Consider the following 17,253-nt stretch of genomic DNA (forward strand, 5'->3'; position numbering starts at 1 on the left):
GTTTCCAAAGAGCGGCTAACGCCGCTCACTAGTTACAGGTTATCCTTAGTAAGTAACAATGCAGGCACCATTGCCATTTTGGGTTCTGTATCCACCGCAATCTGCTTACCGCTTTCAACAGCTTCAACAAGGATTTCCATCCCCATCACACCAATTCTTGCCGGATCCTGAGCTACCGTTGCAGACATCTTTCCTGCCGCAACCATTTTCTTCGCTTCAGGCACACCATCTGTACCAACAACCAGAATATCGTTCACTTTCCCGGCGTTTCTTACGGCCTGAGCCGCTCCCAGAGCCATGGTGTCATTAGCACAATAAATTGCTGAAATATCTGGATTTCTCTGAATGATATTGGTTGCCACGTCCAGAGCTTTCATGCGATCCCAGTCTGCTGGCTGAGAAGCCACCAACTCAACATTCATTGCTGCTTTAAAAGTTTGTTCCGCACCTTTTTTACGCGCCTCACCAGAAGCATTACCTGCTTTACCTTCAATAATTGCGACTTTACTTGGTTTCTTACCTGCAATCGTGTCCACTATGTAAGAAGCACCAATGCCTCCAACCTGAACGTTGTCTGTCGTAACAAATCCGGCTACGTTTGCACCGGCTTTGCGCATACCTTCAATATCAATACGCTCGTCAAGATTAACCAGATGGATGCCTTTCTTGTATGCTTTTATTGCAGGGGTCACAAGGTTGTTAGAACTTAAAGGAGCAAATGCAATCCCTTTATAATCACGGTTGGTTATATCCTCAAACAGACGCATCTGACTTTGCATATCACCTTCTGTTGCAGATGCATAGATATCAACGTCGATACCTTTTTCTTTGGCAAATTTCTCTATGCCTTGTTTCATATCAACCCAAAATGGATTATTGAGGGTTTTCAGGATCACGGCGTAGTCTGCTGCTGAAGCCGAAGCCGTAAAGCTCATTAGTAAGGCCAGGGCAGAGGCTTTTAGAGATGTCATTTTCATTGTGTACTCCAAGCTCATTAGGATTAGTTATTTCACGTTTATTCATCATCAGATGAAAAACCACACTGATGACTGTCATAATCTAGCCATTATTCCGTATAAAAAACACCCTTTATGTCACAAAATAATTCAATAATATAAACCATAAAATCCAAATAACACATAACTCATTGATTGAAATCGGTTTCACGCACAAATAATCATCTTTGCTTTTTTATTTTTTAACTTTTAAACTAGAATTAGTTAAAAACGGAGGTTTTATGAAAATTGCAATAGGTAATGACCATGTCGGTTATTCCATGAAAAAATCCATCATGGCGTATCTTGAAAATCAGGGGATTCAGATCATTGATATGGGAACCCATACAGAAGAAAGAACAGACTATCCGGTTTACGGACTGGCCGTAGCAAATGCCGTCAAAGATGGGCTGGCAGATAAAGGTATATTGATCTGCGGGACGGGTGTTGGCATATCCCTTGCGGCAAATAAGGTTAAAGGGATCAGAGCCGTTGTCTGCAGCGAGCCCTACAGTGCCCGTCTGTCAAAACAGCACAACAATACCAATATCCTCAGTTTCGGCGCACGAGTTGTTGGCCTGGATTTAGCCAAGATGATTGTTGATAGCTGGCTTTCCGCATCATTTGAGGGAGAGAGGCATTTAAAAAGAGTGCAACAGATTGAAGAAATTGAACTTTCAGGAACCATAAAATAAACAGAGCAAAGAGTGATATTTTTGATAAAAATATCACTCTTCATCCTTGTTTCTCTCCAATCAACACTACAGCTAAAGCGCATCTCTTTGACAAAATTACTGCTTCTCTCCGCAGAATGGCTATTGATATCTTCAGAAAAACTCTGTCTTAAAGAAAATCTCACAGGACAAATATTCTGAGGCTACTTTGGTATAATTACTCTATTAATGACTTCTCAGGTATTCTTTGCGGTGAAAATCTATCCATTCTGCGCCAGAGGGAGCAAAAAACACTGCTAAAAAGTACTGTAGTTGCGCTAGAATACAACAACAATAGAATCAGCACCCAATTATGACAGACGTATTCAACGAAACAGACATCATCGAAAAACTCAATAGTACGCCTTCAGTACGTGGTTTTTTTATCACTACAGTAGAAATACTGGAGGAAGCTATTGATGCTCTTATGCAAAGAATTTTCCGCAAAGACAATTTTGCGGTTCAGTCTGTTGTTGGCCCTCTTCTGCATGATTCTGGTCCGCTGGGCAACCTTCCTGTTCGCTTAAAACTTCTTTATGGATTAGGAGTGATCCCTGACGATATTTATCATGACATTGAGGATATCATCAGGCTAAGGAATGAACTGAATAATGATGCTCAGGAATATCAGTTTACCGACCCCGCAATTCTGGTTGCGATAAAGAAGATGTCTCTGCTGAAAAGCATGAATATGGCGCAGCTGAATGTCGCTTCCCCCAGTGAAGAAACCGATTCAGAGTTTTACCAGTTACAGTTGTTAAGACAACAGCGAATTATTAAGTCCGGTCTGTCACTGGCTATCATAGAAATATGTAATGAACTGAATAAAGACAGCCCGTTCTGACATCCTCATTTATATAGAACAATACCCGCACCTATATAGAAAAACGGCTATAGCCTGTCTAATTTAGCTATAGCCGTTTTCGCGTTTCACTTTGGTGAATAATCACACCAGAGCAAAAACCGAAATCATACCTACCAGCGAAAACAGGCAGATACGCTCCAACAACCCCAAAACCGGGTACTCAATCATTTCAGGTTTCATAAGATATCTCCGTTCATTCATATACAATGTATATACATAATATATCATCAAGAGTTACAGATCCACCCGTATAAAAAATAATCTGATAATTTTTAACTGACAAAAAGCCAGATCCCGACGCCCATCATTAATGTTCCCGATATACGGTTCATCAGACGGACATTCTCTGCCTGCCCCAGCGCCTTTTTGAGTCCTTTCCCCCCGGTTGCATAAAGAGTCATACAGATAAATTCAGAAACCATAATAATAGAAACCAGCAGCAGAAGCTGATGGGAAATTGACTGACTCTGGTCAATAAATGGCGGTAACAGAGAAATCATAAAAGCCCACCCCTTAGGATTAGCAATCGCGGTGACAAACCCCTGAACAACCAAATCCCAGTCTTTACCAGCCCGAACCGATGCATCACCCGCACCTAATGCCAGTTTTCCCCGGGAGCGCCACATCTGAATACCGAGATAAAACAGATAACCCGCACCGGCTACTTTAAAGCCGGTAAACAACCAGGGATAATTCAACATCACCGCAGCAATACCAACCACAGCAGAAACAGAAACCAGAGCAACCCCAACCACTTCTCCGGCCATCATCCAGAGCGTCCGTTTATAACCAACACTCATCCCCAGACTCATCGCCAGAGTCATACACATACCGGGAGTAATCGATACAAAGAAAAACGTCGGTATAAAAACCGTTAACAGCGCAATATTCATCTATTCACCTCCCTTATCTTCTTAACTCAGTCCGCCTTTTTTCAACAGATCCAGATAACGATTTATCTGGATCCATATCGTTTTTTATCCTATGAACAGGATTAACTACACATCTTCTGTGGATAACGACCTCCTGCTGTCCCAGCGAAACAGTCTGACCTCATTTCCTTCCTGTGGGTGATCCGGAATATTCAGTGAAAGCAGTAACGACAGCAGTGCCATTGCCGTTCCCATCAGAAATACAGCTGCCGGGGAAACCAGCCAGACAATACCAAAAGTAACCGGAATAACCACAGCTGCAATATGATTGATAGTAAATGAGACTCCCGCAGTTGAAGCCATATCGGCCGGATCAGCAATTTTCTGGAAATAAGTTTTTATCGCCAATGCCAATGCAAAAAACAGGTGATCCATAACATATAAAGTCGCCGCCCATTCTGCCGATTTCACAAAAGCATACCCGGTAAACACTATACCTAAGCCTATGTATTCAAACACCAGAGCCTTACGCTCCCCGATCTTACCAATAAGACGGCCAATTTTTTTGGCAAACAACCAGTTAAATAAATAATTGATTAAAAACAACAGGGAAATATCTGCAGCAGAATAGTGAAATTGCTCAACCATCAAAAAACCGGCAAATACGGTAAAAATTTGTCGGCGGGCACCACTCATAAATGTCAGAGCATAATACAGCCAGTAACGCTTACGCAGAACCAGTTTTTTTGTCTGAGGAGTATGAGCCTCAAAACCAGGAAAAGAAAAAGCAATCAGAATCACGACACACAGAGCAACGCCACCGCTAATACCATAGGCCCATACATAATCCAGCCGGAACCATTCAAGCAGCAGCCATAATCCCCCATAAGAAAACAACGACGCCAGCGCTCCGATCGATATCAGCTTTCCCAGCACCTCTGGAGCTTCTTCTTTTGTTAACCACTGTAATGACAAAGACTGTTTTAACGTTTCGAAATAGTGAAACCCAGTAGACATCAGCAGTGTCGTACACAACAATCCACCCAGTGACGGGAAAAAACCTGTGATCATAGTCCCTGCAGTCAGCATAATAAGCGACAAAATGATAAAACGCTGTTCACGGATAAACAGCAGCACAAACACCACAGAAAACGCCAAAAAACCTGGGATTTCTCGTACACTCTGCAGTAAACCGATATCGGCACCGGTAAAATTAGCACGTTCAACGGCAAAATTATTCAACAACGCCATCCAGGTAGAGAAAGCCATGGGTACAACGATAGAAATAAGAATCAGGAAATTTTGCGGAGTCTGCCAGGAACGGGCAGGATTATCTATTTTCACAGGCAGTTTCTCAATTATAATGAAATGCAATATCAAAACAGTATACTGATTATACCGAAGTGAGCTCAAGATGCTTTGGTATAATTATTATTCTCAGCTACAGGCAACTCTTATGCTACAGCCAAGTACAAAAGTTAAACTACAGAATTTTGGTCGTTTCCTGTCGAACATGGTACTGCCAAACATCGGAGCCTTTATTGCGTGGGGCTTTATCACCGCTCTGTTTATCCCATCCGGCTGGTTCCCGAATGAAGATCTGGCAAGCCTGATTTCCCCTATGATTACTTATATGTTGCCTATGCTGATTGGACACACCGGCGGGAAACTGGTTGGCGGAGAACGTGGAGCAATTGTCGGCACAACGGCAACCATGGGAGCCATTGTAGGTACAGATATCCCGATGTTTTTAGGAGCGATGGTACTTGGTCCTCTGGGTGGATACCTGATTAAAAGCTTCGATAACCATATTGAGGGTAAAGTAAAGCGCGGCTTCGAAATGCTGGTTAACAACCTTTCCGCGGGTGTGATCGGGATGGGAATGGCGGTACTGGCCTATTATCTAATCGGACCGGCACTGACCATTATCAATACCTTTCTGACCGGAGCCGTCGGTTTTCTTATTGATGCAGGGCTGCTTCCTCTGACCTCTATTTTTGTTGAACCTGCAAAAATCATGTTTCTGAACAATGCAGTGAATCATGGTCTGTTTTCCCCATTGGGAATCCAACAAGTGAATGATACAGGGCAATCTATATTCTTCCTTATCGAAGCCAATCCTGGTCCTGGAATGGGGATCCTTCTGGCCTACATTCTGGTTGGTCCCGGTGCAACCCGAAGAACCGGTATGGGAGCAAGTGTGATCCATTTCTTCGGTGGGATCCATGAAATCTATTTTCCATATATTTTAATGACTCCCCGTCTTATCTTTGCCGCGATTGCCGGTGGTATGGTGGGTGTGTTCACTCTGACGCTGTTTGATGCTGGTCTGGTGTCTCCCGCCTCCCCGGGGTCAATCTTTGCCGTATTGCTAATGACCCCTAAGTCGTCCCTTATCGGGGTACTCTGCTCAATTTTTGGCTCAATGGCAGTCTCATTTATTGTGGCCTCTGTTCTGCTGAAAACTGTTCCGGAAAAGCAGACATCCGAGTGACGATCTTACTTCTAAATCACCACAGACCACTATTCTGTTCCTGAACATCAAAACCCTGAATGGTGGTCTGGCTGCTCATGGCTATTGTGGCTATCTTGATGTTTTTTCCGGACACCGTTGAGCCGACACTTTCCGTCTGAGTTATATTGGTATAAAGTGTGTGCATTATATCGTTAACATATTGAAGAAAATAGTAATCTTTTGACACGATTAAACCATGTGATCCTCACTGTAATTTCAGACGCGACACAAAGTTGAGCGGCCTTTCTATATCTGAAGTAATAGATAATTTACTAATTTAGCAAAGTCACGGACTCATTAATGTCCATTGACGTGCTAGCTTGACCTCAGACAGCTAGCGCGTTCTGTCCAGTTTCGCTTTATGTGAGTTGTTAGCCGTTCTCACCCTGCGAGATCAACTAAAACATTCTCTTTCCGTTATGTTTAAGGAAGTTTGTTCAGCTGAGATAAAAACAGTCCCCTTGGTTGGAATTGCGAAGTTCTATTACCTCAGCTAAAGCAAACGTCGTTATGTAGGATAATTTAACCAAATTTTAAAGGGTCAGGTCCGATGCGGAGTCCTTGCTCCAGAGTGGCGATTTGTTCCATATCTGCAGAATCTATTTCGAAATCAAAGACATTAAGATTCTCTTCAATACGTGATGGTGTTACAGACTTTGGAATGACCACATTACCCAGTTGCAAATGCCAACGGATGATAATCTGAGCTGGAGTTTTGCCATATTTATTAGCAATGGCAGCGATTACTTTATCGCTCAGAACCTGTCCTTGGCCGAGTGGACTCCAGGCCTGAGTTAATACTCCTAGCCCCGCATGGCTTTCTCGTAACTCTTTGCGTTGAAAATACGGGTGTAGTTCGACCTGATTTATTACAGGTTTGATGCCGGTTTCTTTGATCAGTTTTTCCAGATGCTCTGGATTAAAATTGGATATCCCAATTGAACGAACCTTACCTTGTCCTTTAGCGTGAATCATCGCTTTCCATGTGTCTACGTACAGATCTTGCGTTGGGCATGGCCAGTGAATAAGTAGCATATCCACGTAATCTAATCCGAGGCGCTCTAAACTTGCATCAATTGCCGCTGTGGTTGCGTCAAATCCCTGAACATCGTTCCACACTTTCGTTGTAACGAAAATCTCATCTCTTGGCAGGCCTGAATCTTTAATCCCCAGTCCTACACCTTCTTCATTTTTGTAGATTGCTGCTGTATCAATATGGCGATATCCTGATTTTAGTGCGTGACAGACAGCGCTGCGAGCCTCATCCTGACTGGCTTGCCATACTCCCAGTCCAATTTGAGGGATGGTATTACCGTCAGAAAGTTCTAAATATAATTGCTTAATGTTCATAACATCCTCTATGGTTTATAACTGTAACCCTCTCATTGGTGGAACCAATGACATTGGGGATCGATTTGCCTTAAATATACTTGAGCATATTTAAGAAATATAAGCTGCAAACTGATCTCGATAATCAGGATGCCAGCGTGAAAGTGGCGGACGGTTTTTGATCATATCGTCTGCAGACCACTGCATACGTTTTTGATCTAGTTCTTTAGTCACTTCGTTATCTTCGCAGAAAATATAAAAATCGTTTTGGGCCATACCATCCAACAAGCGTTGTGCAACCTGCGCTGCTGTCCAGGGTGCTTCCGGTTTTTTTGATGTTGCTGTCATGTCCGGAAAATTCATTGGAGTATAGGTATAACCTGGGATCAATAAGTGAGCACTGACTCTGCCATTGGTTGATTCTCGCAATTCATGTTCTAAATGCTCTGTCAGCACTTTTAAAGCAGCTTTAGCCACTGAATACGCAGTATTTCCCGGAGGTGTGGTTATTCCTTCTTTTGAGCCTAGATTAACAATGGCAGCCGGGAAGTCCTGCTCAACAAAATAAGTGACGAAAAGATGCTGTAGTGCAAGAACGCTCCAGAAATTGACATCCAGGTTTTTTTGCCATTTATCCAACTGTTGCCAGGGGCCTGCTTTTTCAACAATAGCAGCATTGTTAACCAGCAGAGACACTTTTCCCATTTTACGGGCTTCATCCAAAAGCGCCTGTTGATCGGCAGAAGACGTTACATCGCCATTGAGGGCAGTGAGTCGTTGCCTGGGATACTTGGTCTGCAACGTCGATACCGCATCAGCTAGCTTATTCTTATCACAGTCTAGTAAGATAAGATTCATTCCTTGAGAACACAGCATATCGGCAATCGCAAATCCGATACCTACTGCTCCGCCGGTGATAACGGCTACATTGTCTTTTTGGATTGAAGGATGATTCATTTTAGGCTCCAACTACTTTTGAGATATATGTGATTGAAATTTAATTACTTACCAATAATGTTGTTTTGTTCTTATATTTGATTTTTAAAAATAAAACACATAGGGCGAATATAAGAGTTATTCCATTAGCTAAGATGAGACTGATCTGCTGGTTCAGTAATCCATAGACAAGCCAGAGTGTGACGCCAGTACATAACATGGAGTACATAGGAAGGGAAATTCCCGATACATCTTTAGTTTTCAACGTTTGCAGTACTTGGGGAATAAATGCCGATGTTGTTAAGCAGGCAGCAATTAACCCTAATATTTCAACTATATTTAACATGATGGATATCCTAATAATATGAGGTAACTAATTAATTATTATTAAACTAAGTTTATTTTAATAAATTCATCCACTTGCTCTGCCGTTTTAGTAATCAGTGGCCTACAAATATTAATAAACAAATTTTGTTGTTTAATTTTCTCTAAACCTTCCGGTTGAGAAATGTCGTAGTGGAGAATGTCCCGGCAGGTTATCGCTCCATTTTTATCTTCAAATTGCGTGATGAACTGTTTGGTTAAATCTGAAAGGGATACAACACTATCTGGTGTTTCTCCTTTTATCAAACCGAACGCCATAATGGCACCGGACAATGCTCCGCAGAGTTCTCCTCGTTTCACGCCACCGCCAAATCCAGCAGAAAGCGACATTAGGGTTGTGATGTCGACATCTGAATTTCGTACGGCTGATGCCAGAACACATTGGCAGCAGTTGAATCCGGATTGATGTTTTTTCAACGCTGTTTTCGAAGCAGACATTAGTATGACCTCACGGTAATTGGGATGGAAATAAAAATTACTGTGCAAGGTCAGGTTATATGTACCATTATCTTTTAATCCTTGCGATGCAACTATATTACATCACTTTTTATATGGACTTTGATTAGAAAATGTATGTGTAACGTTGAATGAAATTCAAAGATGAGGAAGGATTATTTTTAGATAAAATTGAGATATAGCCATCATCCACTAGAACAATGACTATATCATTGATTTTTTATTTAACTATTAAATAATTCTAATATCTTATCAGAAATTATTTTATAACTATGAAGAGAAAACAGTATTGCTTTAACAGTAATTAAATTTTCCCTTCGCTTCTGCACATGCGAATTTTACTTTCAACTACTTCGGCCATTGCTTTTTTCGGTAGGTCATTATAAACGCGTGGGTCATTGGCCGTTGGTTGTTCAGCCAGTACTTTTTTCAGCGCATCGGCATAAGCAATTTTCAATTCGGTTGCTACGTTTACTTTGGTAATGCCCAAGTCGATACAACGTTGTACATCGGCTACGCAGACACCTGAAGCTCCGTGCAGAACCAGAGGAATGTCAACCATAGAGCGAATTTTTGCTAAACGGTCAAAATCCAGTTTAGGCTCTTCTTTGTATAATCCGTGAGCCGTACCGATAGCGATGGCCAGCGAGTCGATTCCTGTTGCCTGAACCAGTTTAACAGCTTCATCCGGGTTGGTATAAGGATCAGCTACCGCATCAACAATCAGATCATCTTCCTGGCCAACTAACTGACCAATCTCGGCTTCAACTGAACATCCGTAGTGATGACAAATCTGAACGGCTTTTCTGGTTAGCTCAATGTTGCCATCAAGCGGCAAAGCACTACCATCGACCATTGCGGAGCGAACGCCCAGTTTTACTTTGTGGTGAATATCGTCAAGATCGTGGTGGTGATCAAGGTGAATAACTACCTGCATATTACGCTCGCGAGCGGCGGCATTCACCAGGTTTAATAGTTCTCTTGAACCACCGTACCCGTAAGTACCAGGTGTACCAGCAAGAATGACCGGAGATTCAAATCGTTTGGCCGTATCTAAAATAACCTGCACAGTTTCTAAATTATGGAAGTTAAAAGCGGGTACAGCAAAGCCTTCTTTTTGAGCTTTCTGCAACCAGTAGTTGCTATTAATAATGTTATTCATGTTTCGGTTCTCCTAGGGTACGGCGTTAAGGTGGCTTTCTTCAAACCCATTAACTGAATCGAGTTGGTTAATACTGCCCGTGGTCTTCTTCCTACCTTTAGGTAAGGAAAATAGAGCGGCAGTGTTGGTCACGCAGGTAACGTTGATTTTGTGGATAAGCTGGTTAATGCGAGCCAGTTCTCCCAGCGCCGAAGATGCGGCTACATCAGCGCCTACGGCACCAGCAAGTTTTAGTGCGTCAACGATATTGTCAGGGGCGTTCAGCCAGTGACTAAGAAATGCCGCTAGCGTGGCATCGCCTGCACAGGTCGAACTGATTAAATTGATGGGTGCTGCAGTGGCAAAATAGATATCTGTTCCATTGGAAAAGTACATCCCCTTACTGCCTAGCGTAAGTAGTACATTCTGAGCACCTAAATCATGCAGTTGTTTGAGACTGTCGATAGCCTCTTGGGTAGTGCGTGCTTTCAAGCCAAATACGCTTTCCAGCTCTTCATCATTTGGCTTTATCAGTAGTGGTTTGTGTTTTAGCACCGAGGTTAACGATTTATCTGAGATATCCAGGATAATGTTGAAGCCAATTTCACTACTGAGTTGTACTAATCTTTCGATAAATTCAATGGATACACCGGGAGGAAGACTGCCACTAACCACTAATGTGTCTTCATTAGTAAGATTTCGAAAGAAATCATAAATTCCATCTAACGTTTTTTGATTGATGTATGAGCCGGGATTCACCAACTTGTACTCATTCTGATAGTCGTTGATGAAGACATTGACTCGAGTTGGGTGATCAACGAAATAGGTTTTAGTCGGAATGTTAAGATTAGCCAGTTGATCTAAGATGTAGCGGCCGGTAAAACCACCAAATACGCCAACTATCTGATTTTTTACGTTAAGCTTGTCCAATACCAATGAAACGTTGATTCCCTTTCCGTTAGGAGAGAACTCAACCGTATCGGTACGAATAACACAATCAGGTTCAAACGAACGGCATTGGATATTCATATCTATAGCTGTATTTAACGTGAGCGTATATATCATCGTTTTCCACCATCAATCTTTGAAGTCTTACGATATATTTCGATTGTAGATCGAAATAAAAGAAAACGAAATAGATCTAGCTCAAATTTTATTATTTCTTTCGAAAAATTACGAATTGTGAGGAGGGGAACATGTTTTTGGCGAAGAGAATGCAATGCGAAGGAAGATGGATAAGCAAATATTAGGAAGAATAAAGAGAGGCTGCCCCTATATGGCTATAGAGGCAAAAATGGGTAAGAGAGCGTTAAACCGTAATCACCTGCAAGCCAGCTTGCTGGAATTGAGTTTTTGTCTCTGGTTGGATGCCTGTATCGGTGATCAAAATATCGATTTGTTCTATATCAAGAACCTGATTAAAGCCTGCACGAGTAAATTTAGACGAGTCGACGACCGCAACAATTTTTGTGGCGCAATTTGCCATTACCCGGCTGATATTGTATCCCTCGTTAAACGTAGTGATCCCTCTTTTCGGATCAAGTCCGTCAGCTCCAATAAAAAGAAAATCAGCACTCACTCCATCCAGGCATTGTTCGGCTTTTTGACCGTGCATCGACTGAGTTTTAGGTCGGTAGACACCACCACAAATAACCAATGTTGTGTTGGGCGAATCTGATAAGGCAATCGCCGCGGATAGGTTATTGGTAATCGCGGTGATATTGCCACGGAGCGTCAGCTCTTCAGCAACCAAATGAGTAGTACTACCGCTATCGAGAATTATGGTGGCATTGGCTGGAACAAGCTCTGCCGCTCGTTTCGCAATACGTACTTTCTCATCACTGTTGATCGAATAGCGGCTACTGATCGAGACTTCATCTTTTAACTCTCGGGATACAGGCGGTTCGGCTGTCATCACCGTTTGTTTGCTGCTTTCAGGCAGTTGAGCACCACCAAAAAAGCGGATCAGTTTTCCTTCTTGTTCCAGAGTCCTTAAATCAGCTCTTACTGTTACCTCTGACGCGTCAAGTAGAGTCGCAAGGTTTTTAACCTCGACGGTGCCGTGAGATTCAAGCTGTTCTAAGATCTTTTGTCGACGTAAGATTAAATTCATAACATAGCCTTGAGCAATTTATTATCTGACTAGAGAGGCCACATCAACGTAGCCTCCCTTGCTTTTAGTCTGTTTTATTTACATGCGTTGGCATATTGACCGACGACTTCACCGATTTTATCGATAATTAAAGCGGTCGGTTCAGACACCAATTCACCTGCACTGACTTTTAGGTATTGATTTGGTAGGTACTGACTCAATACAGAAAGCGGGATCCCCACTTCTTGCAAATTCGCTGTCATTTTATCGATTGCTGCCTGGATACGTTTGTCTGTCCAGTAGTAGCGAATGCGATCAGAGAAGCTATAGTGCAAGTTCGTCATCGCGGTTGAATGTTTTTCACCGTAATACGCTTTCCAATATTTCGTATCATCAAGTAGTACCGAATCAACGACCTGTTTGAACTGGCTCAGTTTTTCCGGACTTACCAGCTCTTTTTCAATTTCAGCTAACGCAAACAGTGCTTCACGCAATGCGAACGTTAATGCCGGGCCAACTTTTAAAATAGCAAAATGGCCTTGTACTAAATCTTTCAGATGGGCTTCGGTTTGGTAATCAGTTGAATGTGCCTCGTAAACCCATGCTGTATTTTCAATAAATTTCGAAATTTCAGTTGCTTTATCTTTTTCAAAACGAATCACTTTACTGTGGTCAAATTCAACACCAGGCTGAACCACTACACCGATGATTCGTTGAATCGCATCACCCGCGTTATGTGCTTCAAAAGCGGTTAAGTGAGTGTCGATAGTATTTTGAATATCAGCGATTTCTGTTACATGTACAGTATCGATTTCATGAGCTTCACCACCAGGTACCGGTACTTCGGTACCCACAATATAGGTCAGTGATTGTTTTTGCTCTTCTGTTGCATATTTTTCAGCCACTTCGCACAGAATGGCTGCGCGATCAGCAACAACACTAGGGTCAAGTGGTACCGGATCATCGGCACAAGACATTGAAGCATCTAGGTGAATTTTGGTAAAACCCGCTTCGATGTAGTCTTTAATCAATACCTTAGATTTTTCCATTGCTTCCGCTGCATTTTCTTTCTGCCAACAGTTTGGTCCTAAGTGATCACCGCCCAGAATAATGCGTTCAACCGGGAAACCGACTTCTTTGGCCAGCGCTTGAACATAGCTAACAAAGTCTTTCGGCTGCATACCGGTATAACCACCAAATTGGTTTACCTGGTTTGATGTTGCTTCGATAAGCACTTTATTACCTGTCTTCAGTTCATACTGCATAGCCGCTTTAATCACTAAAGGGTGTGCAGAACAAACAGAATAGATACCTATATTAGCATCTTTTTTATGTTGGTTAATGATCTCTTTCATCTTTTTTCTCCAAGCTTCATAAATTTGTTGCGCATATGATGTTTCGGAAAATATCGGAAGTTTTATTTACGATATCTTTCGTGCCTGGCGAAAATATAGCAACAAAATATGCAAATGTCTTCGCTAATTTACGAATAATTGCGTTGGTTTTCGTTTTGTGGATTTGGTCACTGTTTTAATCGAAAGAAAACGATAAATTAGCACCATCAAATGAATGCACTAGGAAAGAACAATGATTGAAACACAACTTTTTGTTGATACCGGACTTGATTTCAAAACCAGTACTGACGCTCTGACCCATATTGGTAACTTTTTAAGCAGTATGGATTATGTGAAGGCGAGCTATCTGAAAGCAATTTTTGAGCGTGAAGAAAGCTTTCCGACAGGTATTGATTTGGGCTTTGGTGCGGTGGCTATTCCACATTGCGATGCCAGTCATGCTAATAAGCCTTGCATCTATGTGATCAAACCTGATCAGCCAGTGCCATTTAACCGTGCTGATGATGATGGTGAAGTAGAAGCGAAAGTGATTATTGCTTTAGTGGTTACTGACCCTCAACAACAACTTAAATTATTGAAAGCGTTGTTCTCATCGCTTCAAGATGAAGAGTTTTTTAACGCGCTGGCTAACAGCGAATCTAAATCGGAAATTTCCGATATCTTTAACAATAGAATCCTAAACACTGAGAAGGAAGTAGCATGAAGAAAGTAATTGTAGCGTGCGGCGGAGCCGTTGCGACATCGACGATGGCTGCAGAAGAAATTAAGGAATTAGCAGAAGAAAATGGTATCGGCATTGAAATTGTCCAATGCCGAGTCAATGAAATTGACACATACTTAAATGAAGACGTTGTACTCATTTGTACGACTGCAAAAGTGGACAGAACCTTTGGCGAGACTCCTTTGTTCCACGGCATGCCTTTTATCTCTGGTGTAGGAGCCGATGAGTTAAAAGACAAAATGCTTGCAGTGCTTAATAATTAATAACTACAGAGAGACCCTACTATGTTTAGCGAAGTAATTCAATATATATTGGACTTAGGTCCAACGGTAATGCTCCCAATAGTGATCATTTTCTTCTCTCTGGGCATTGGGATGAAGTTTGGTGATGCGTTTAAATCTGGTCTGCATATTGGTATCGGTTTCGTCGGTATCGGTTTGGTTATCGGCTTAATGCTTGATTCCATTGGGCCTGCGGCACAGCATATGACGGAAACTTTTGGTATTCAACTTAACGTTGTGGACCTGGGTTGGCCGGGTACCGCTCCTATCACCTGGGCAAGTGAAATTGCGATTATCGCAATTCCAATCGCGATTGCGGTCAATATCGTGATGTTGGTAACTAAGATGACCCGCGTAGTAAACGTGGACATCTGGAATATCTGGCACATGACCTTTACCGGTGCGATGGTTCACATGGCTACTGGCAGCTATATGCTGGGTATTGCAGGTGTGGTTATTCACGCGGCATTTGCTTACAAACTGGGTGACTGGTTCGCAAAAGATACGAAACACTATTTCGGTCTGGAAGGCATTGCGGTTCCTCACGGTACATCAGCTTACTGTGGTCCTATTGCAGTACTAGTGGATATGATTATCGAAAAGATCCCTGGTCTGCGCGATATCCACTTCTCAACTGAAGAGATCCAAAAGAAATTTGGTGCGCTGGGTGAGCCGGTAACTGTCGGTTTTATCATGGGTCTGATCATCGGCGTTCTTGCGGGTTATGATGCAAAAGATGTTCTGCAACTTGCAGTAAAAACAGGTGCGGTAATGCTACTGATGCCTCGCGTTATCAAGCCAATCATGGATGGTCTGAACCCAATTGCTAAACACGCTCGTAAGAAACTGCAAAGCAAATTTGGTGGCGAAGAGTATTTAATCGGTCTGGATCCAGCGCTATTACTTGGTCAAACCAACGTTGTATCAGCAAGTTTACTGTTTATTCCAATGTCAATCCTGATTGCAGTAGCCATGCCTGGTAACTCAGTTCTGCCTTTCGGTGACTTGGCAACTATCGGCTTCTTCGTAGCAATGGCGGTAGCAGTACACAGTGGTAACCTGTTCAGAACCATCATTTCAGGCTCTGTGATCATGGCTGGTACATTATGGATTGCAACGCAAACCATCCCTTACCTGACTAAACTTGGCCAAACAACCGGTCATATCACTGGCGACAAACTGATTGGCTCTATGGACCAGGGTGGTGCTCCAATTACTTACCTATTAATTGAAGGTCTGACTATGAAAAACGTAGCGGGTCTGTTGGTAATCGGAAGTATCTATGCGCTAGCTCTGTTTGTTACCTGGAATCGCGCTCGTGCTTATAATAAAGCGGAAGCTGAGTTACGTGCACAGGAAATGGCTGCGGAAGCCGCTAAACAAGCTTAAAAAGTTAACTTATTAAAGGGCAGTTTCCTCTGCCCTTATTTTCTATTCGGTATTTAATTAACACGTATTGTTTTATATGTGGGAATCGTTGTGAGGTAAATTCATGAAAATGAATCGTCATGTAGAAGTTCACGAAGGTGCTGTGCTTAAAATTGATGAAAAGCCAGTCCCAGAAATCGCAGCCAATGAAGCATTAGTTAAAGTCAGTTTTTCCGGTTTATGTGGTTCAGACGTGCCGCGTATTTTTGATAACGGAGCGCATTTTTATCCACTTACTTTGGGCCATGAGTTTTCTGGCGAGGTAATACAGGTGGGTAGTGATGTTAAAAAAGTTGCGGTTGGCAATAAAATCAGCTGTGCTCCACTGGTACCCTGCATGAAATGTGCAGACTGTGAAGATGGTAACTACTCGCTGTGTAAACATTACTCTTTCGTGGGTTCAAGAAGACAGGGTGGTAACGCTGAGTATGTAGCTGTACCTGAAGTTAGCTGTTTCGTATTACCCGATGATGTATCGATGCAAGAAGGTGCGTTTTTTGAGCCAGTAACGGTTGGTCTGCACCCAATGGTAATGAATGGTGGTTGTGAAGATCAAAACGTCGTTGTTATTGGTGCTGGTACCATCGGATTACTGACTCTACAGTGTGCTAAAGCGCTTGGTGCAAAATCGGTAACAGTTATTGATATTGCCGATGACAAGCTAGCGACCGCCAAACACCTAGGCGCGGATTATATTTATAATTCGACCAAAGAAGCAGATATTGAAGCATTAATGGAGAACCTGGATATCACGCGTAATCAATTGATTATTGAACTTGCGGGTGTTCCGGCAACCTTCAAACTAGCACTCAAAATTGCTGGCCCTCGCGCTCATATCTATTTGGTCGGAACTATCCACCGTGACTTTGATATTGCGTACAAAGAATATGAACAGATTCTGCGTAAAGAAGCGACCATTACTGGCAGCTGGATGAACTACTCTAAATACTATCCGGGTAAAGAGTGGGAATTGGCAGCACAGTTATTTGGTCAGGGGAAAATCAATACCGAAATTCTGCTTGATGGTATCTATGATGCGCAGCAGTACATTGATCGCATCGCTAGCTTACCGAAAGATCCGATGCGCGGAAAAGTGATGTTAAGCTGGGAGTCATAATAGCCCCCCCCCCCCCCCCCCGTTTGCGTGCTCTTGAGCCATGTTCCATCATG

18 protein-coding genes and 1 pseudogene are annotated in these 17,253 nt (G+C 42.5%); 7 read left to right on the forward strand and 12 right to left on the reverse strand.

All coding sequences use genetic code 11. The features are described from left to right. Window positions 1-32: 32 nt before the first annotated feature. Window positions 33-977 (reverse strand): D-allose transporter substrate-binding protein, encoded by a 945-nt coding sequence (gene alsB / locus CSW98_RS07185; RefSeq protein ID WP_100799788.1) that lies wholly within the window; start codon window positions 975-977, stop codon window positions 33-35. A 260-nt stretch (window positions 978-1,237) separates the two neighbouring features. On the opposite strand from alsB, the gene rpiB reads away from it, so the two are divergent. After that, a complete protein-coding gene (gene rpiB / locus CSW98_RS07190; RefSeq protein ID WP_100799789.1) occupies window positions 1,238-1,690 on the forward strand; it encodes a ribose 5-phosphate isomerase B in 453 nt (150 codons plus the stop codon). A 331-nt stretch (window positions 1,691-2,021) separates the two neighbouring features. Then, a complete protein-coding gene (locus tag CSW98_RS07195) occupies window positions 2,022-2,552 on the forward strand; it encodes an MltR family transcriptional regulator (RefSeq protein ID WP_100799790.1) in 531 nt (176 codons plus the stop codon). A 293-nt stretch (window positions 2,553-2,845) separates the two neighbouring features. On the opposite strand, the gene CSW98_RS07200 is transcribed toward CSW98_RS07195, so the two are convergent. Both CSW98_RS07200 and CSW98_RS07205 read right to left on the reverse strand, forming a co-directional pair. Beyond that, window positions 2,846-3,466 (reverse strand): LysE family translocator, encoded by a 621-nt coding sequence (locus tag CSW98_RS07200; protein WP_100799791.1) that lies wholly within the window; start codon window positions 3,464-3,466, stop codon window positions 2,846-2,848. Window positions 3,467-3,571: 105 nt separating this feature from the next. Continuing rightward, a complete protein-coding gene (locus CSW98_RS07205) occupies window positions 3,572-4,783 on the reverse strand; it encodes an MFS transporter (RefSeq protein WP_100800040.1) in 1,212 nt (403 codons plus the stop codon). A gap of 118 nt (window positions 4,784-4,901) precedes the next feature. Between CSW98_RS07205 and CSW98_RS07210 the strand changes: the two are divergent. After that, a pseudogene (locus tag CSW98_RS07210) lies at window positions 4,902-5,936 on the forward strand (PTS mannitol transporter subunit IICBA); the annotation flags it as partial. 19 nt (window positions 5,937-5,955) lie between these two features. On the opposite strand, the gene CSW98_RS07215 reads toward CSW98_RS07210, so the two are convergent. From CSW98_RS07215 to gatZ, 9 genes are all read right to left on the reverse strand, one after another. Then, window positions 5,956-6,105: a hypothetical protein gene (locus CSW98_RS07215; protein ID WP_157810358.1), complete on the reverse strand. Its 150-nt coding sequence runs from the start codon at window positions 6,103-6,105 to the stop codon at window positions 5,956-5,958. Window positions 6,106-6,482: 377 nt separating this feature from the next. After that, window positions 6,483-7,310: an aldo/keto reductase gene (locus tag CSW98_RS07220; protein ID WP_100799794.1), complete on the reverse strand. Its 828-nt coding sequence runs from the start codon at window positions 7,308-7,310 to the stop codon at window positions 6,483-6,485. Window positions 7,311-7,400: 90 nt separating this feature from the next. After that, window positions 7,401-8,246 (reverse strand): SDR family NAD(P)-dependent oxidoreductase, encoded by an 846-nt coding sequence (locus CSW98_RS07225; protein ID WP_100799795.1) that lies wholly within the window; start codon window positions 8,244-8,246, stop codon window positions 7,401-7,403. Between the two features lie 40 nt (window positions 8,247-8,286). Beyond that, window positions 8,287-8,571 (reverse strand): SemiSWEET transporter, encoded by a 285-nt coding sequence (locus tag CSW98_RS07230; RefSeq protein ID WP_100799796.1) that lies wholly within the window; start codon window positions 8,569-8,571, stop codon window positions 8,287-8,289. A gap of 41 nt (window positions 8,572-8,612) precedes the next feature. Then, complete coding sequence (locus tag CSW98_RS07235; protein WP_100799797.1) at window positions 8,613-9,047, reverse strand: C-GCAxxG-C-C family protein; 435 nt, start codon at window positions 9,045-9,047, stop codon at window positions 8,613-8,615. Between the two features lie 322 nt (window positions 9,048-9,369). Next, window positions 9,370-10,227 (reverse strand): tagatose-bisphosphate aldolase subunit GatY, encoded by an 858-nt coding sequence (gene gatY, locus CSW98_RS07240; protein ID WP_100799798.1) that lies wholly within the window; start codon window positions 10,225-10,227, stop codon window positions 9,370-9,372. A gap of 12 nt (window positions 10,228-10,239) precedes the next feature. Next, window positions 10,240-11,271 carry a 1-phosphofructokinase family hexose kinase gene (locus tag CSW98_RS07245; protein ID WP_100799799.1) on the reverse strand — a complete coding sequence of 344 codons (1,032 nt, stop codon included), beginning with the start codon at window positions 11,269-11,271 and terminating at the stop codon, window positions 10,240-10,242. 244 nt (window positions 11,272-11,515) lie between these two features. After that, window positions 11,516-12,319: a DeoR/GlpR family DNA-binding transcription regulator gene (locus CSW98_RS07250; RefSeq protein WP_100799800.1), complete on the reverse strand. Its 804-nt coding sequence runs from the start codon at window positions 12,317-12,319 to the stop codon at window positions 11,516-11,518. A gap of 74 nt (window positions 12,320-12,393) precedes the next feature. Beyond that, window positions 12,394-13,653, reverse strand: coding sequence for a tagatose-bisphosphate aldolase subunit GatZ (gatZ, locus tag CSW98_RS07255; RefSeq protein ID WP_100799801.1), 1,260 nt, complete (start codon window positions 13,651-13,653; stop codon window positions 12,394-12,396). Between the two features lie 232 nt (window positions 13,654-13,885). On the opposite strand from gatZ, the gene gatA reads away from it, so the two are divergent. From gatA to CSW98_RS07275, 4 genes are all read left to right on the forward strand, one after another. Next, entirely contained in the window at window positions 13,886-14,356 is a 471-nt protein-coding gene (gatA, locus tag CSW98_RS07260; RefSeq protein WP_100799802.1) for a PTS galactitol transporter subunit IIA, read from the forward strand. Beyond that, window positions 14,353-14,637, forward strand: coding sequence for a PTS galactitol transporter subunit IIB (gatB, locus tag CSW98_RS07265; RefSeq protein ID WP_100799803.1), 285 nt, complete (start codon window positions 14,353-14,355; stop codon window positions 14,635-14,637). Before gatA ends, gatB begins: the two co-directional genes overlap by 4 nt. A 21-nt stretch (window positions 14,638-14,658) precedes the next feature. After that, window positions 14,659-16,044 carry a PTS galactitol transporter subunit IIC gene (locus CSW98_RS07270; RefSeq protein WP_100799804.1) on the forward strand — a complete coding sequence of 462 codons (1,386 nt, stop codon included), beginning with the start codon at window positions 14,659-14,661 and terminating at the stop codon, window positions 16,042-16,044. A gap of 103 nt (window positions 16,045-16,147) precedes the next feature. After that, a complete protein-coding gene (locus CSW98_RS07275; protein ID WP_100799805.1) occupies window positions 16,148-17,200 on the forward strand; it encodes an alcohol dehydrogenase catalytic domain-containing protein in 1,053 nt (350 codons plus the stop codon). Window positions 17,201-17,253 lie beyond the last annotated feature (53 nt).

It is taken from the genome of Vibrio sp. HA2012 (assembly GCF_002812955.1).
Lineage (GTDB): Bacteria > Pseudomonadota > Gammaproteobacteria > Enterobacterales > Vibrionaceae > Vibrio.

Excerpts from the sequence above, each read along its gene's own strand:
- alsB (WP_100799788.1), bottom strand. The coding sequence starts at position 977 with ATGAAAATGACATCTCTAAAAGCCTCTGCCCTGGCCTTACTAATGAGC.
- rpiB (WP_100799789.1), top strand. The coding sequence starts at position 1,238 with ATGAAAATTGCAATAGGTAATGACCATGTCGGTTATTCCATGAAAAAA.
- CSW98_RS07195 (WP_100799790.1), top strand. The coding sequence starts at position 2,022 with ATGACAGACGTATTCAACGAAACAGACATCATCGAAAAACTCAATAGT.
- CSW98_RS07200 (WP_100799791.1), bottom strand. The coding sequence starts at position 3,466 with ATGAATATTGCGCTGTTAACGGTTTTTATACCGACGTTTTTCTTTGTA.
- CSW98_RS07215 (WP_157810358.1), bottom strand. The coding sequence starts at position 6,105 with ATGCACACACTTTATACCAATATAACTCAGACGGAAAGTGTCGGCTCA.
- CSW98_RS07220 (WP_100799794.1), bottom strand. The coding sequence starts at position 7,310 with ATGAACATTAAGCAATTATATTTAGAACTTTCTGACGGTAATACCATC.
- CSW98_RS07225 (WP_100799795.1), bottom strand. The coding sequence starts at position 8,246 with ATGAATCATCCTTCAATCCAAAAAGACAATGTAGCCGTTATCACCGGC.
- CSW98_RS07230 (WP_100799796.1), bottom strand. The coding sequence starts at position 8,571 with ATGTTAAATATAGTTGAAATATTAGGGTTAATTGCTGCCTGCTTAACA.
- CSW98_RS07235 (WP_100799797.1), bottom strand. The coding sequence starts at position 9,047 with ATGTCTGCTTCGAAAACAGCGTTGAAAAAACATCAATCCGGATTCAAC.
- gatY (WP_100799798.1), bottom strand. The coding sequence starts at position 10,227 with ATGAATAACATTATTAATAGCAACTACTGGTTGCAGAAAGCTCAAAAA.
- CSW98_RS07245 (WP_100799799.1), bottom strand. The coding sequence starts at position 11,271 with ATGATATATACGCTCACGTTAAATACAGCTATAGATATGAATATCCAA.
- CSW98_RS07250 (WP_100799800.1), bottom strand. The coding sequence starts at position 12,319 with ATGAATTTAATCTTACGTCGACAAAAGATCTTAGAACAGCTTGAATCT.
- gatZ (WP_100799801.1), bottom strand. The coding sequence starts at position 13,653 with ATGAAAGAGATCATTAACCAACATAAAAAAGATGCTAATATAGGTATC.
- gatA (WP_100799802.1), top strand. The coding sequence starts at position 13,886 with ATGATTGAAACACAACTTTTTGTTGATACCGGACTTGATTTCAAAACC.
- gatB (WP_100799803.1), top strand. The coding sequence starts at position 14,353 with ATGAAGAAAGTAATTGTAGCGTGCGGCGGAGCCGTTGCGACATCGACG.
- CSW98_RS07270 (WP_100799804.1), top strand. The coding sequence starts at position 14,659 with ATGTTTAGCGAAGTAATTCAATATATATTGGACTTAGGTCCAACGGTA.
- CSW98_RS07275 (WP_100799805.1), top strand. The coding sequence starts at position 16,148 with ATGAAAATGAATCGTCATGTAGAAGTTCACGAAGGTGCTGTGCTTAAA.